Consider the following 14,914-nt stretch of genomic DNA (forward strand, 5'->3'; position numbering starts at 1 on the left):
CGACCTGCCATAGCATCCGGAGGTGACCACAGCCCGCGCCCTGCGGCTCCTCGCGTCCGCGGCCCTGTCCGGCGCCCTCGTGGCCGGCGCGGCGGGCTGCACGCCCGTCGCCGGACCGGCACCGGCGTCGACGCCCTCCCGGCCCGCCGCCCCGAGTGCGGCCCCCTCCCCCTCGCCCACCCCGACGCCGCGCGACGTCCGGTTCACGCTGCTCGCGGCGGGCGACGTGCTGACGCACGACCCGGTGAACGACTCGGCGACCGGCACGGGCGGCATCGACTACTCGCCGCTGCTGTCGGGCATCGACCCCTGGGTCGCCGGGGCGGACCTCGCCCTGTGCCATCTCGAGGTGCCCGTGGCGCCCGACGGCGTGGCGCCGTCGGGCTACCCGGTGTTCCGGGCGCCGCAGGAGATCGTCCGCGACCTGGGAGAGCAGGGCTGGGACGGCTGCTCGACGGCGTCCAACCATTCGGCCGACGCCGGCTACGACGGGCTCGCGGCCGCCCTGGACGCGTTCGACCGCGCCGGCATGGGGCACGTCGGGACCGCACGCGACCGGCAGGAGTCGCTGGAGCCGCAGTACTACGAGCTGAACCGGGAGGGCCGGACCGTCACGGTCGCCCACCTGGCGGCGGCCTACGGGCTGAACGGGTACACCCCGCCGCGCGGCGACTGGTCGGTGGACCTCATCGACTCCACACGGATCGTCCGGCAGGCCGAGCAGGCGCGGGGCGCGGGCGCGGACCTGGTGGTCGTCAGCCTGCACGACGGCACCGAGTACGTCACCGAGCCCACCGACCACCAGAAGGAGACGGTCAAGGCGCTGGCGCGTTCCGGTCAGGTGGACCTCGTGATCGGCCACCACGCGCACGTACCGCAGCCCGTGGCGCACCTGCGCGGCGGCCCGGGCGGCGACGGGATGTGGGTGGCGTACGGCCTCGGCAACCTCCTGTCCAACCAGGGGCCGGACTGCTGCGTGCTGGCATCGAACGTCGGCCTGATGATGGTGGCCGACGTCGTGCAGCGACCCGGCCGGCCCGCGCGCGTGACCGGCGTGCGGTGGGCGGGCACCACCGTCGACCTGGCCGCGGGCCACCGGCTGCGGGTGACCCGCGACGCGCTCGCGCACGCGGACCAGGGACAGCTCTCCACCGCCGACCTGCAGCAGCGGCTCACCATCGCCCAGGATGCGGCCGGTCACGCCGCGCGCGAGCAGAAGAAGCCGCCGCGCCCGACGGGCGAGCCCCCGCGCGTCGTCCCCCGCGGCCGCTGACCCACGACGACCGGCCAGCGGCGACGGCCGGCCAGCGGCTCAGGTCACCCGAGAGGTCAGCGCAGCGCCTCGGCGTCGTCGTGGTACTCCGTGGCGACGGGCGGCATGTGGCCGTCCGTGCCCTCGGCGTACTGGTCCTGCGGCGGGTAGCCCCCGTCGCCGTCCGGCTCGGCCTGGTCGAACACCTGCGGCGGCTGCTCGCCGCGGATGAGGGCGAGCGCCGCGGGCAGCTCCTCGGCCGTGACGAGCACGTCGCGCGCCTTGGAGCCCTCGGACGGGCCGACGATCTCCCGCGACTCCAGGAGGTCCATGAGCCGCCCCGCCTTGGCGAAACCGACGCGGAGCTTGCGCTGCAGCATGGACGTGGACCCGAACTGCGTGGTGACCACGAGCTCGGTGGCCTGCAGCAGGAGGTCGAGGTCGTCGCCGATGTCCTCGTCGACCTGCTTCTTGGCGGCCGCCGGCGCGGCGACGTCCTCCCGGTAGACGGGCTTGAGCTGCCCCTTGACGTGCTCGACGACCTCGTGCACCTCGGACTCGGTGACCCAGGCGCCCTGCACGCGCATCGGCTTGGCCGCACCCATCGGCAGGAACAGGGCGTCACCCTGGCCGATGAGCTTCTCGGCGCCGGGCTGGTCCAGGACCACGCGGGAGTCCGCGAGCGAGGAGGTGGCGAACGCCAGCCGGGAGGGCACGTTCGCCTTGATCAGGCCGGTCACGACGTCGACGGACGGCCGCTGCGTGGCCAGCACGAGGTGGATGCCCGCGGCACGGGCGAGCTGCGTGATGCGCTGGATCGAGGCCTCGACGTCGCGCGGGGCGACCATCATGAGGTCCGCGAGCTCGTCGACCACCACGAGCAGGTACGGGTACGGCGCGATCTTGCGCTCCGAACCCGGCAGCGGCTTGACCTTGCCGGCCCGGACGGCGACGTTGAAGTCGTCGACGTGCTTGTAGCCGAAGGTGGCCAGGTCGTCGTAGCGCGCGTCCATCTCGCGCACCACCCACTCCAGGGCCTCCGCGGCCTTCTTGGGGCTGGTGATGATGGGCGTGATGAGGTGCGGGATGCCCTCGTAGATCGTGAGCTCCACGCGCTTGGGGTCCACCAGGATCAGGCGCACCTGCTCGGGCGTGGAGCGCATCAGGATCGAGGTGATCATCGAGTTGATGAAGCTCGACTTACCGGCGCCCGTGGCACCGGCCACCAGGATGTGCGGCATCTTGGCCAGGTTGGCCACCACGTAGCCGCCCTCGACGTCCTTGCCCACACCCATCACCATCGGGTGCTCGGTGCGGCGCGCGGCGCCCGAGCGCAGCACGTCGCCCAGCACGACGGTCTCGCGGTCGGAGTTCGGGATCTCGATACCGATCGCCGACTTGCCCGGGATGGGCGACAGGATGCGCACGTCGGCGCTCGCCACCGCGTAGGCGATGTTGTTGGACAGCGAGGTGATCCGCTCGACCTTGGTCTTGGGCCCCACCTCGACCTCGTAGCGCGTGACGGTCGGGCCGCGGCTGAAGCCGGTGACCTTCGCGTCAACGCCGAACTGCTCGAACACGCCGGTCAGCGACTCCACGACCCGGTCGTTGGCGGCGGAGCGCGCCTTGTGCGGCGGGCCCTGCACGAGCAGGTCCTCGTCGGGGAGCAGGTAGACGGTGTCGCCCTCGAGCATGGGCTGGACGCCGCGCGGTATCGGCTGGCTCTCCTGCGGCGGCCGGGGCCCGTCCGCGGGCTTCGCCCGCTCGCCGTCGGGACCCAGGACGCCGGGGCCGATGGCGGGGGCGCCCGTGACCTTGCCCGCGGACTCGCTGGTCGGGATGCGCTGGGTGGTGAGCTTGCCTGCCTTCGCGGCGCGCTCGGCGGCCTCGACCTCGGCGGCCTTCTCGAACGCCTCGTCGCCCACGAAGCCCGCCAGGCGCTCCTTCTCGGCGGCGATCTCCTGCTTGGTCCGGCGCTTGCGCCGCTTGGTCTCCGGCTTGCCGTCGTGCGCCGAGACGCCGTCGGCCAGGGCGAGCCCGTCCTCGCCCGCCGCCTCGTGGTCGCGGTGGTTGCCGGTCAGCCGGTCGTACAGGCCGCGCAGGCGCGCGGGGATCCGGTGCACGGGCGTGGCCGTCACGATGAGCACGCCGAAGAACCCGGCCAGGACATACAGCGGGATCGCGAACCACTGCGTCAGGCCGGTGACCACGGGGGTCGCGAAGAGGAAGCCGATCACGCCGCCGGCGTCCTGCACCGGGGTGAAGCCGTCGGCCGGGGACGGCAGGTCCGCGCTGATGTGCACCAGGGAGCACGTGGCCACCACGAGGAAGCTGAGCCCGATGGCCACCCGGCCGTTCTGCTGGGTGCGCTCGGGATGACGCATCACCCGGAAGGCGAGCCAGACGAGCAGCACGGGCAGGGCCACGCCGGCCACGCCGAACGTGCCCGCGACCACGGCGTGCACGCCGTCGCCGAAGGGTCCGTCGATGCCCCACCACTCCCGGGCGGCGACGATCACCGCCACGGCGAGCAGCGCGAAGCCGACGCCGTCGCGCCGGTGGTCCGCTTCCAGTTCCTGTCCTCCCTGCTGTCCTGCGGCCCGCGCGGTCTCGTCGGCCGGGTCCTGCGCCGTCCGCGGCCCCGCGGCGCGGGTGGCGCCACCGACCGCGTGGGCCATCCCCATCCACAGGCCGCGCACCGCGCGGACCGGCCACGGCGGGCGGGACGGCGCGGACGCGGCCTTCGCGGCCGGGCGGGCAGCCCCCCGGCGCTGCGTCGACCGCTTCGACGCGGCAGCCTTGGGCCTGGCGCTCTTCGCGCCCTGCCCGGTTCCCTTCCCGGAGCTTCGCCGGGCCGACGTGCGGGTCGCCATGATGTCGCCACCGTAACCGCGGACGGCGGCCCGGCCCAGGAACCCCTCGCGGTGTGTCCTGGACCGGGCCGCTGTCCGGTATGTGGTGATCCCCTCGTGTGACGTCAGGCCAGGAGCAGCCCGGCCGCGAGCGTGACGACGCCGGCCGCGAGCACCACGGCCCCCGCCGGGAGCAGCACGACGGCGCGGTTGGGCGTCGTGCGCCCCTCCCCCATGGCCGAGAAGAAGAACCCGGCGGGCAGGAGGACCGCCGCGCACAGCACGCCCGTGGCGCCGAGCCAGCGCCAGAAGCCGGTCAGGTCGGTCGCCTCCGCGAGCAGGAGGCAGAGCAGGCCGAGGATCACCAGCACGCCGGCGTGCGCGTGGCCGGCCCGGAAGAAGCTCTTCTGCAGGTCGGTCGTCACCATCCGCCCGCCGAAGACCTTGAGCAGGAAGAACCCGCCCGACTCGATGCCGACGACGGTCAGCAGCACGATGCCCGCGGTGATGCGGGCGGGGTCCGAGAGCTCGAGCACGACGTCCTCCTGGGACTGGTCCGTTGTTTTGTAACAGCGTTATCAAACAACGTTCGCAAACTCTCGTCAAGGCTTCTAGACTCACGGCATGGCCCGCCCACGACTGCACGACGACGCCCTGCGCACCCGGCTCCTCGACATCGCGTCGCAGGTGATCTCCGCCGACGGCGAGGGCGCCGTCACCGTCCGCAAGGTCGCCGCCGACGCCGGGACCAGCGCCTCGGCGGTCTACGCGCTGTTCGGCTCGCGGGAGGCGCTGGTCGAGGCGGTCGGCGCGGAGGGGTTCCGGCGCTTCGCCGATCACCTCGCCGCCGCGGGCAGGGACGGCGACGCACTCGACGACCTGCGCGACCTCGGGCGCGCCTACCGACGGTTCGCCCTGTCCGACCCGCACTTCTACCGGGTCATGTTCTACCGGGGCGTCGCCCCCGCGGACGGCACCCGGGCCACCGCCGTCGAGCAGCCCACCTTCCGGGTGCTGCACGACGCCGTGGCCCGGGTGCTGGGCGACGCGCCGCCCGAGCGCGTGCTGAGCGCCGCCGTCGGGCTGTGGGGCCTGGTGCACGGCCTGGTCTCGCTGGAGCTGGCGGGTCTGCTGCCCGGGGACGAGGCCACGCGCGAGGCCACCTACGCCCAGGCCGGGCGGACGGTCGCCGAGGCACTGCTGGCCGGCTGACGCCGCACGGTGCGGATCATCGCGCGAGCCCCCTGGAGAGCTCGTGGCGTCCGCCACGACCGGCGGCGGCCGGTTCCCGGGTCAGGCAGCGCGGCGCCAGGACTCGACGTCGGCCAGGTAGGCGGCCACCCGCTCGGGCGGCAGGAACGACCCGCGGAACGACGCGGCCGCGAGCGCCGCCCGCTGGTCGCGGGTGTGGCCGAAGGCGGCGGTGACGGCGTCGTCGACGTCGTCCACGTAGGCGCCGAAGTAGGGCGGGTCGTCGGAGTTGACGCTCACCGGCACGCCCGCGGCCATCATGGCGGGCAGCGGGTGCTCGGCCAGCGAGGGGACGGCACGCAGCCGCACGTTGGACACGGGGCACACGGTGAACGGGACCTGCTCGGCCGCCACGCGCGCGAGGAGCTCCGGGTCCTGCACGACGGCGATGCCGTGGTCGATGCGTTCGGCATGCAGCAGGTCGAGCGCGTCCCGGATGTTCGCCGCGGGACCTTCCTCCCCGGCGTGCGCGGTGCGGCGCAGTCCTGCGGCCTCAGCGCGCGCGTAGACGCCGGCGAACAGGCCCGGCGGGTGGCCGATCTCCGCGTTGTCGAGGCCGATGCCGGCAACGGGGGCACCCATCGCCAGGAGCTGCTCCAGGACGTCCAGGGCGTCGGCGGCGGCCTTGTCCCGGTGGAACGCGGCGATCAGCAGGGTGGAGACGCCCAGGTCGGCCTCACTGCGCGCCAGGACCCCGGCGATGCCGGCCACGACGTCGTCCAGCGGCACGCCCCGCGTCAGGTGGGCCTGCGGGTCGAAGGTGATCTCGGCGTGCCGCACCCCGGCGCGGGCCGCGCGCTCCAGGTAGGCGCGGGTGAGGTCGGCGAAGTCGGCGGCGGTGCGCAGCACGGCCATGTTGGCGGTGTAGAGGTCGAGGAACGACTGGAGGTCCGCGAAGTCGTACGCGGCACGCAGGGCGTCCGGGTCCGCGTACGGCAGCCGGACACCGTTCCTGGCGGCCAGCTCGAACGCGAGGTCCGGCTCCAGCGTGCCCTCCAGGTGCACGTGCAGCTCGGCGCGGGGCGGACGGTTCGACGGTTCGGCCATGGGGGCAGGGTACGTCGCCGGGGGCCCGAGTTCGGTCACATGCACCGTCAGGGCTGGTGGGCCGGTCGATTCGCCGGTTCGGCCACGGGGGCATGGCTATGTCACCAGGGGCTGAGCTCGGTCACATGCACCGTCAGAGCTGGTGGGTTCGGTCGATTGCCCCGAGATCGGTCCATTGAACTACCGATCTCAAGGCAACCGACCGAACACTCGGTGTCAGCACACGCAGCTGACCGAACACCCGGAAACGTCGGGGGCAACTGACCGAACACCCGGAAGCGGGGCGAGGGGCAACTGACCGAACCGGGTCCATCGCCACCGGGCACCCGGTTCAGCCGGTCAGTACTGCGTGGCCGAGGTGGCCGCGATGCGCTCGGCCTGGGCACGGGTGATGTCACGGACGATCCGGATCCACAGGACGAGCGCCACGATCATCGCGACCGTGGCGACCGCCTCGACCGGCACCAGCAGGTCGGCCGCGGCCTGCGTCACCGTCGGTGTGGTGCTGCTGCCCATCCGGCCCGCCACGTTGTAGGCGAAGAAGAAGACGAGCCAGGCCGCCCACCATCCGCCGATCCCGGACACGGGCGCGGTCGCGGTCGCCGTCGCGCGCCGGATGTCCCGCACCACCTGATACGGGAACCAGTACGAGACGATCGGCACCCACCAGCCCAGCCAGGTCCAGGCAGCGCTGCGCTCGTGGACGAACGACGGGTTGGCGGCCCTGGCGGTCGACCGGCTGCGGTAGAGCCAGACACAACTGACGACATAGCACGCGACCTGCAGGGCGAAGAGCACGATGCTGACGCCGTCATACCCGGTGAACTGACTGTTGAACGCCGACAGCCCGGCCTCCCCCGCCGCACGCAGCGCCTCGGCGGACTGGGGCGCCAGGGCGAGATGCATCACCTGGACCGCTGTCCACACGCACGCCAGCACGAGCGAGGCCATGCCCAGGCCGGAGGCGCTACGCAGGGGCGGCAGGTCGTACAGAGGCGCCCCGTAGGTGTACTGCGGAACGGGCGCTGCCGCGGGCAGGTTCCCAGGCACGGGCGGCGTCGGGCCGCCGGGCGCTGTGAAGGGATTGTCGGGCTGCGTCATCAAGGTGCCTTTCCGGACGTTCTCAGGAACACCGGAACGCTAGCCCGACCAAACCACCACCCAAGCCCGAAAAAGGGTGAACTCGTGGGCGAAAGAGAACGGGGCCGTGCCCCCGATCTGGCTGATCAGGCACACGGCCCCGTCCCCCGGGTGCCGGCCGTTACGCCTCGACGACCACCGGCACGATCATCGGCTTGCGCCGCAGCCGGGTGGCCACGTAGCGACCGATGGTCCGCCGCATGATCTGCTGAAGCTGGTGCGTGTCCGTGGCCCCGCCCGCGATCGCGTTCTCCAGCGCCGCGGTGACCTCCGGCATCACCTTGTCGAACACCGAGGCGTCCTCGGCCATACCCCGCGCGAGCACCTGCGGGGGTGCCAGCACCTTACCCGTCGCCGTGTCGATCACGGCGAAGACCGAGACGAAACCTTCCTCGCCCAGGATCACGCGGTCCTTGAGCTCGGCGTCGGTGATCTCGCCCACCGACGATCCGTCCACGTACACGTAGCCGCACGGCACGGCGCCGACCACGGAGGCCTTGCCGTCCACGAGGTCGACCACGACGCCGTCCTCGGCGAGCACCACGCGGTCGGCCGGAACGCCCGTGCGGACCGCGAGCGCCCCGTTGGCCACGAGGTGACGGACCTCGCCGTGCACCGGCATGACGTTCTTCGGCTTGAGGATGTTGTAGCAGTACATGAGCTCGCCGGCCGAGGCGTGCCCGGAGACGTGCACCTTGGCGTTGCCGCCGTGCACCACGCGCGCACCGAGGCGGGTGAGCCCGTTGATGATGCGGAAGACGGCGTTCTCGTTGCCCGGGATGAGCGACGAGGCCAGGATCACGGTGTCGCCGTACTCGACCTGCACCTTGTGGTCGCCGTTGGCCATGCGGCTCAGCGCGGCCATGGGCTCACCCTGGGAGCCGGTGGACATGTAGACGATCTGGTCGTCCGGCACCGAGTCGGCCTTCTTCAGGTCGATCAGCACGCCCGGCGGCACGTCGAGGTAGCCGAGGTCGGCGGCGATGCCCATGTTGCGCACCATGGAGCGCCCCACGAGGGCGACGCGGCGGCCGTGGGCGTGCGCGGCGCGCAGCACCTGCTGCACGCGGTGCACGTGGGAGGAGAACGACGCGACGATGATGCGCTTGTCCGCGTGGGCGAACACGTTGTCCAGCACGGGGCCGATCTCGGCCTCCGGCGTCACGAAGCCCGGCACCTCGGCGTTGGTGGAGTCGACCATGAACAGGTCGACGCCCTTCTCGCCGAGGCGGGCGAAGGCGCGCAGGTCGGTGATGCGGCCGTCGAGCGGCAGCTGGTCCATCTTGAAGTCACCGGTGTGCAGCACGGTGCCGGCGGCGGTGGTGACCGCCACGGCCAGCGCGTCCGGGATGGAGTGGTTGACCGCGACGAACTCGCAGTCGAAGACGCCGAGCTTCTCCCGCTGCCCCTCCCGCACCTCGAGGGTGTAGGGCTTGATGCGGTGCTCCTTGAGCTTCGCCTCGATGAAGGCGAGCGTCAGCCGGGAGCCGACCAGCGGGATGTCCTTGCGCAGGCGCAGCAGGTAGGGCACGGCGCCGATGTGGTCCTCGTGCCCGTGCGTCAGCACGATGGCCTCGATGTCGTCGAGGCGGTCCTTGATGTAGTCGAAGTCCGGCAGGATCAGGTCCACGCCGGGCTGGTTGTCCTCGGGGAACAGCACGCCGCAGTCGATGACGAGCAGCTTTCCGGCATGTTCCAGGACAGCCATGTTGCGTCCCACCTCGCCCAGGCCGCCGAGGGCGACCACGCGCAGGCCGCCTTCGGGCAGCGCAGGGGGCAGGGACAGTTCAGGGTGAGGATGACTCACGTGGCCTCCAAGGCCTCGTTCCAACAGAAAAGTTTCAGTGCCCGACGGCGGCGCTCGCCTCCGCGAGCTCGTTCGCCTCGGGCCGGGGTGCGCCGTCGCGCAGCAGGCCGGCCTCGGCCAGCACCGCGCGCAGGACGGCGACCTCGTCGTCGGTCGCGGCGACGTTCGGCAGCCGCAGGAAGCGGTTGTCGGTGATGCCGAGCAGCTCGACCGCGGCCTTGGCCATGACGGCCTGCGCACCGGCACCGTTGAGCGCGTCGATCACGCCGGTGGTGGTGCGGAAGACCTCGGCCGCTCCGGCCAGGTCCCCGGCGTCGAACCGGCGGACGGTCTCCGCGAAGCGGGCGCCGACCACGTGGGCCGACACGGACACGATACCCGCGCCGCCGACGCTCAGGAACGGCAGGAGCAGCCCGTCGTCGCCGGAGTACCAGGCCAGGCCCGTCTCGCCGATGAGCTTGGTGGCCGCGTAGACGTCGCCGGTGGCGTCCTTGTTCGCGACGATCCGGGGGTGCTGTGCCAGGCGGCGGTAGGTGTCGGGGGCGATGCGCACCACGGTGCGGCCAGGGACGTCGTACAGCATCACGGGCAGGTCGGTCGCGTCGGCGACGGCCACGAAGTGCTGGTACAGGCCCTCCTGGCTGGGCCGGGAGTAGTAGGGGGAGACGACGAGCAGGCCGTCCGCGCCGGACTCCGCCGCCTGCTCGGCCATGCGGATCGCGTGCACGGTGTCGTTCGAGCCGGCGCCCGCCACGACGGCGGCGCGGTCGCCCACGGCCTCCACGACCGCGGCGACGAGCTCTTCCTTCTCGGGGGTGTGCGTGACCGGCGACTCGCCGGTGGTGCCGGACAGGACGAGACCGTCGTTCCCGTCGTCGACCAGCTTCTTCGCCAGCTTGACCGCCGCCTTCAGGTCCACGGCGCCGTCGGGCGTCATCGGGGTGACCATGGCGGTCAGGACCGCGCCGAACGGGCGCGCGGGGTCAGTGGGAAGAACCATGGCACTACCGTACCGTTTACGGCACCGTTCACCGCCCGGTGACGGGCGTGCGGAGCCGCTGCACCGGGCGACGGACGCCCGGGTCGCGCGGCGCCGCGGGCCGTGCTCCCGCCGCGCTCAGCGCTCGACCAGCACCCCGTCCTCGTCGGCGTAGACCATCGCGCCCGGCCGGAAGACGACGCCGCCGATCTCGACGGGCTCGTCCAGGACCCCGGCACCGGTCTTCGACGACTTGCGGGGGTTGGTGCCGAGCGCCTTCACGCCCAGGTCCAGCCCGCCGATCGCCACCGAGTCGCGGATCGCGCCGTAGACGATCGCCCCGGCCCAGCCGTTCTCGACGGCGGCGCCCGCGATGAGGTCGCCCATCAGGGCGCTGCGCAGCGAGCCGCCGCCGTCGACCACCAGGACCGCGCCGTCGCCCGGGGTCTGCGTCACCGCCTTGACGATGCCGTTGTCCTCGTGGCACCGCACGGTGCGGACCCGGCCGGAGAAGGCCCGGACCCCGCCGAAGTCCCGGAGCTGGACGGCGAGCGAGGCCAGGGCCTCGCCGTGCTCGTCGTACAGGTCGGCAGTCACAGTCATCGTGGTCCTCCGTCTCGTGGGCGTAGGCCGGACGATACCGGGGAGCCGGGCGGCCCCCGCGATCACCGGCGGCTTGCGCGGGCGTGGATACTCGAAACATGACGGCGACGACGCTCTCCCCCGCCCTCGTGGCGCACCTGCCGACCGGTCTGCTCGTCGACGGGCACTGGGGGCCCGCCGCGGACCGGGCCACGTTCGAGGTGGCCGACCCCGCGACGGGTCAGACGGTCTTCGACGTCTCCGACGCCACGCCCGCGGACGCCGTCCGCGCCCTCGACGCCGCCCACGCGGCCGCCCCCGCCTGGCGGGCGGTGCCGCCGCGCGAGCGCTCCGAGCTGCTGCGCGCCGTGTTCGCCCGCCTGGTCGCACGCGCCGACGACATCGCGGCCCTGATCACCGCCGAGGCCGGCAAGCCCCTGGCCGAGGCCCGCGCCGAGGTGGTCTACGGCGCCGAGTTCCTGCGCTGGTTCGCCGAGGAGGCCGTACGTGCCGACGGCCTGGTGCGCAGGGCGCCGTCGGGCGGGAACACGCAGTACGTGAGCCGCCGGCCCGTGGGCCCCTCGCTGCTCATCACCCCCTGGAACTTTCCCATCGCGATGGCGACCCGCAAGATCGCCCCCGCCCTGGCCGCCGGCTGCACCGTCGTGGTCAAGCCGTCGGAGCTCACACCGATGACGACGCTGCTGGTGGCCGAGATCATCCGCTCCGAGGCGGAGTCCCGCGGCCTGCCGACGGGCATCGTCAACGTCGTGCCCACCACGCACGCCGCCGCGGTCACCGGGCCCCTGTTCGAGGATCCCCGCCTCCGCAAGGTCTCGTTCACCGGCTCGACGGGCGTGGGGCGCACCCTGCTCGCCCAGGCCTCGAAGAACGTGCTGCGCAGCTCGATGGAGCTGGGCGGCAACGCCCCGTTCGTCGTGTTCGAGGACGCCGACGTCGACGCCGCGGTGCAGGGCGCGCTCATCGCCAAGCTCCGCAACTCCGGGCAGTCCTGCGTGGCGGCCAACCGGTTCCTGGTGCACGACGCCGTCGCCCACACGTTCGCGGAGAAGTTCGCCGCCGCGGTGGGCGCCAAGGTGACCGCCCCGGGCACCCAGCCCGGGGCCGAGGTCGGCCCGCTCATCAACGAGGCAGCCGTCGAGAAGGTGACCGACCTGGTGGACGACGCCGTCGCGCACGGCGCGCAGGTGCTCACCGGGGGCTCCCGGCTGGAGCGCCCCGGCCACTTCTTCGAGCCGACCGTGCTCACCGGTGTGGACGGCGACGCGCGGATCGTCACCGAGGAGATCTTCGGCCCGGTCGCCCCGATCGTGGCCTTCGGGTCCGACGACGAGGCGTACGAGCTGGCCAACGGCACCCCCTTCGGGCTCGCCGCCTACGCGTACACGACGTCGCTGGCCCGCGCCCAGCGGGCGATGGACGAGATCGAGGCCGGGATGATCGGCATCAACCGCGGGCTCGTGTCGGACGCGAGCGCCCCGTTCGGTGGCGTGAAGTCCTCCGGGCTGGGCCGCGAGGGCGGGGACACGGGCATCGACGAGTACCAGGAGACGGTGTACGTGGCGTTGTAGCGCCCGGTCGCGCTGCCGTCCGGTCGGCGGGCAGCCGCGCCGCCGCGCACCCGCGACGACGTAACCTCGCCGCGTGAAGCTTCTCCCCAGCGACCCCGCGGCCCGTGCGGCGGTCCGCCAGGGCGTGAGCGTCTCGGTGGCCACGGGGCTGTACGGCGTCTCGTTCGGCGCCCTGTCGGTGGCCGCGGGCGTCGGCCTCGGCCCGACGATGGCGCTGAGCCTGCTCATGTTCTCGGGCGGCTCCCAGTTCGCGCTGGTCGGCGTGATCGGCGCGGCGGGCACCCCGGTCGCCGCCGTCGCCACCGCCGCCCTGCTCGGCCTGCGCAACACCCTGTACGGCGCCGTGGTCTCACCGCTGCTCCAGGTGCGCGGCTGGCGCCGCGTGGCCGCGGCCCAGCTCACCATCGACGAGTCGACGGCGGTCGCCGTCGCCCAGCCCGGGCCGGCGGCGGCGCGCGTGGGCTTCTGGGTGACGGGCGCCGGCGTGTTCGTGCTCTGGAACACGTTCGTGCTGCTCGGGGCGCTCGCCGGAGACGCGCTCGGCGACCCGCGCGCGTGGGGGCTCGACGCCGCGGCCGCCGCCGCGTTCCTCGCCCTGGTCTGGCCTCGGCTCGCCCCGCGGCGGGCCCAGGTCGTGGCGGGGCTCGCGGTCGTGGCCACCGCGGCCCTGATCCCGTTCGTGCCGGCCGGCATCCCGGTGCTCGCGGCGGCCGCGGTCGCGATCGTCGTGGGGCTGGTGGCGCCGAACGGCCGCGCGGCAGACCCGGAACGCGGCGGCGCTGCCACGGACGGCGCGCCACCGGAGGACGCCGGCACCCGGAGCACCGGACCGGGCGACGCCGCGGCGGGCGGCCCCGCAGGCGAGCCCGCCCGCCACACCGGCCACGACACCGACCGTGACACCGACCGGGAGGCCGTCCGATGACCACCGCAGCGCTCTGGACCACCGTGCTGGTGGCGTCGCTCGCGTGCTTCGCGCTCAAGCTCGGCGGACACCTCGTCCCCCGCTCCTGGCTCGCCTCGGAGCGCGTCTCCCGGGTCACCACGCTCGTCACGGTCGCGCTCCTCGTGTCGCTCGTCGTGGTCCAGGGCTTCGCCGACGGCCGCTCGCTCGTGGTCGACGCCCGGGTGCCCGCCCTCGCTGTCGCGGCCCTCGCCCTCGCCCTGCGCGCCCCGTTCATCCTCGTGGTCCTCCTGGCGGCGGCCACGGCAGCGGGCCTCCGCGCCCTCGGCTGGGGCTGACCGCACCCGACGCCGGGCCCGGCTGCTGCCGCCACGACCGGCCCGTCCTGGCAGCGGCAGCCGTGGTGAACGCCGTCCGGCGGGCGACGCTAGGGTGGGCCGATGGCACTGTTTCGTGAGATCGCCGACGTGTCCGTGCGGCCCGCCGTCCCCGGCGACGAATCCGCCGTGACCGCCGTGCAGGTGGCCTCCTGGCGGGCGACCGGCGTGCTGGGAGAAGGCGTCATGGAGGCCCTGGACGTCCCCGCGATGCGCGAGCGCTGGGCCTCTGCCATCACCTCGCCGCCCGGCCCCGGGTTCGCCGTCCTCGTCGCGCTCGACGGGCCGGACGTCGTCGGGTTCGCCGCCGTCTCCCCGGGCCAGGTGCTGTCGCTGGAGGTGCTGCCGGAGGCGCAGCGCGCCGGCCACGGGTCGCGGCTGCTGGCGGCCGCCGTGGACCGCCTCCGTGCGGACGGGTCGGACACGGTCACCACGTGGGCGCTCGCCGACGATACGGCGCGCGCCGCCTTCCTGGACGCCAGCGGGCTGGGCGAGGACGGTCGCAGCCGCACCCTGGCGACGGGGGTCCGCGAGGTCGTCGAGCACCGCTGGTCCGCGCAGATCTGACGCCGGCGGGTGCCCGCGTGTTCGCCACGCGAACCCCAGGTTTCACGCCCGTGTGACAGTCCCGTGACACGGCCTTGCGACGATCGCCGGCATGGGGATCCGCACCGAGTACTTCGCAGCGCCGACCGACGAGGCGGCGGCGACGGTGCTCCTCGCGCCCGGCGGGCCCTCCGAGCCGGACCTGCGCACCGACCAGCCCCGGTTCGACGCCGTCGCCGTACCGTCCGTGGACCCGTTCGTGATGCTCGGCGGCCTCGCCGGCGTGCTGTCCGGTCGGTCGTACGCCGAGGTCACCGCGCACCCGCGGCACGGCGCCCTGGTCGGCAGCGGGGGCGAGGAGGGGCCGTGGGTGGTGTCCGTCCAGCAGCCGCTCGTCGACGACCTCGCCTCGGCCGGACCCGCCCGGCTGGCCGAGGCCGCGCGGGAGTGGTCCGGCACGGCGACGCGCGTCGTGGCGCCCCAGGTGCTCGTGGCCGCGCTGCTCTCCCTCGGGGCGCTCGCCGCGCGCGCCGCCGACGAGCGGCAGAGCGTGTACTGCTGGACGAGCCTGACGGACTGAGAGAG

Annotated in this window: 14 protein-coding genes; 7 read left to right on the top strand and 7 right to left on the bottom strand. The window is 73.6% G+C overall.

Going from position 1 to position 14,914, the window contains the following annotated elements; translation table 11 throughout:
- Nucleotides 1-22: 22 nt before the first annotated feature.
- Nucleotides 23-1,273, top strand: a complete 1,251-nt coding sequence (locus tag ACO229_RS12890) for a CapA family protein (RefSeq protein WP_423465168.1) — start codon at nucleotides 23-25, stop codon at nucleotides 1,271-1,273.
- A gap of 56 nt (nucleotides 1,274-1,329) precedes the next feature.
- Here ACO229_RS12890 and ACO229_RS12895 read toward each other — a convergent pair whose 3' ends face one another.
- Together ACO229_RS12895 and ACO229_RS12900 are read right to left on the bottom strand one after the other, a co-directional pair.
- On the bottom strand, nucleotides 1,330-4,125 hold the full coding sequence (locus ACO229_RS12895) for a DNA translocase FtsK 4TM domain-containing protein (RefSeq protein ID WP_423465169.1): 2,796 nt from the start codon (nucleotides 4,123-4,125) through the stop codon (nucleotides 1,330-1,332).
- 104 nt (nucleotides 4,126-4,229) lie between these two features.
- On the bottom strand, nucleotides 4,230-4,640 hold the full coding sequence (locus ACO229_RS12900) for a hypothetical protein (RefSeq protein WP_423465170.1): 411 nt from the start codon (nucleotides 4,638-4,640) through the stop codon (nucleotides 4,230-4,232).
- Nucleotides 4,641-4,728: 88 nt separating this feature from the next.
- Between ACO229_RS12900 and ACO229_RS12905 the strand changes: the two genes are divergently transcribed.
- Complete coding sequence (locus tag ACO229_RS12905) at nucleotides 4,729-5,316, top strand: TetR/AcrR family transcriptional regulator (protein ID WP_423465171.1); 588 nt, start codon at nucleotides 4,729-4,731, stop codon at nucleotides 5,314-5,316.
- Between the two features lie 81 nt (nucleotides 5,317-5,397).
- Here the strand turns inward: ACO229_RS12905 and add are convergent, their stop codons facing one another.
- From add to rraA, 5 genes are all read right to left on the bottom strand, one after another.
- A complete protein-coding gene (add, locus tag ACO229_RS12910) occupies nucleotides 5,398-6,402 on the bottom strand; it encodes an adenosine deaminase (protein WP_423465172.1) in 1,005 nt (334 codons plus the stop codon).
- Between the two features lie 339 nt (nucleotides 6,403-6,741).
- Nucleotides 6,742-7,503, bottom strand: coding sequence for a DUF4328 domain-containing protein (locus ACO229_RS12915; RefSeq protein ID WP_423465173.1), 762 nt, complete (start codon nucleotides 7,501-7,503; stop codon nucleotides 6,742-6,744).
- Between the two features lie 160 nt (nucleotides 7,504-7,663).
- Nucleotides 7,664-9,349, bottom strand: a complete 1,686-nt coding sequence (locus ACO229_RS12920; RefSeq protein WP_397415975.1) for a ribonuclease J — start codon at nucleotides 9,347-9,349, stop codon at nucleotides 7,664-7,666.
- A gap of 34 nt (nucleotides 9,350-9,383) precedes the next feature.
- On the bottom strand, nucleotides 9,384-10,349 hold the full coding sequence (dapA, locus tag ACO229_RS12925; protein WP_397415977.1) for a 4-hydroxy-tetrahydrodipicolinate synthase: 966 nt from the start codon (nucleotides 10,347-10,349) through the stop codon (nucleotides 9,384-9,386).
- Between the two features lie 117 nt (nucleotides 10,350-10,466).
- The gene (gene rraA, locus ACO229_RS12930; RefSeq protein WP_397415980.1) at nucleotides 10,467-10,931 is read right to left on the bottom strand and encodes a ribonuclease E activity regulator RraA; all 465 of its coding nucleotides are present in this window, start codon (nucleotides 10,929-10,931) and stop codon (nucleotides 10,467-10,469) included.
- A 98-nt stretch (nucleotides 10,932-11,029) separates the two neighbouring features.
- On the opposite strand from rraA, the gene ACO229_RS12935 reads away from it, so the two are divergent.
- From ACO229_RS12935 to ACO229_RS12955, 5 genes are all read left to right on the top strand, one after another.
- Entirely contained in the window at nucleotides 11,030-12,502 is a 1,473-nt protein-coding gene (locus tag ACO229_RS12935; RefSeq protein WP_397433165.1) for an NAD-dependent succinate-semialdehyde dehydrogenase, read from the top strand.
- 73 nt (nucleotides 12,503-12,575) lie between these two features.
- Nucleotides 12,576-13,427 (top strand): AzlC family ABC transporter permease, encoded by an 852-nt coding sequence (locus tag ACO229_RS12940; RefSeq protein WP_423465174.1) that lies wholly within the window; start codon nucleotides 12,576-12,578, stop codon nucleotides 13,425-13,427.
- A complete protein-coding gene (locus ACO229_RS12945) occupies nucleotides 13,424-13,744 on the top strand; it encodes an AzlD domain-containing protein (RefSeq protein ID WP_423465175.1) in 321 nt (106 codons plus the stop codon). The genes ACO229_RS12940 and ACO229_RS12945 overlap by 4 nt, the downstream gene beginning before the upstream one ends.
- A gap of 102 nt (nucleotides 13,745-13,846) precedes the next feature.
- On the top strand, nucleotides 13,847-14,350 hold the full coding sequence (locus ACO229_RS12950) for a GNAT family N-acetyltransferase (protein ID WP_397415989.1): 504 nt from the start codon (nucleotides 13,847-13,849) through the stop codon (nucleotides 14,348-14,350).
- A gap of 91 nt (nucleotides 14,351-14,441) precedes the next feature.
- Complete coding sequence (locus ACO229_RS12955; protein WP_397415991.1) at nucleotides 14,442-14,909, top strand: hypothetical protein; 468 nt, start codon at nucleotides 14,442-14,444, stop codon at nucleotides 14,907-14,909.
- Nucleotides 14,910-14,914 lie beyond the last annotated feature (5 nt).

The sequence above is a fragment of the Promicromonospora sp. MS192 genome (assembly GCF_049532985.1).
Classification (GTDB): Bacteria; Actinomycetota; Actinomycetes; order Actinomycetales; family Cellulomonadaceae; genus Promicromonospora.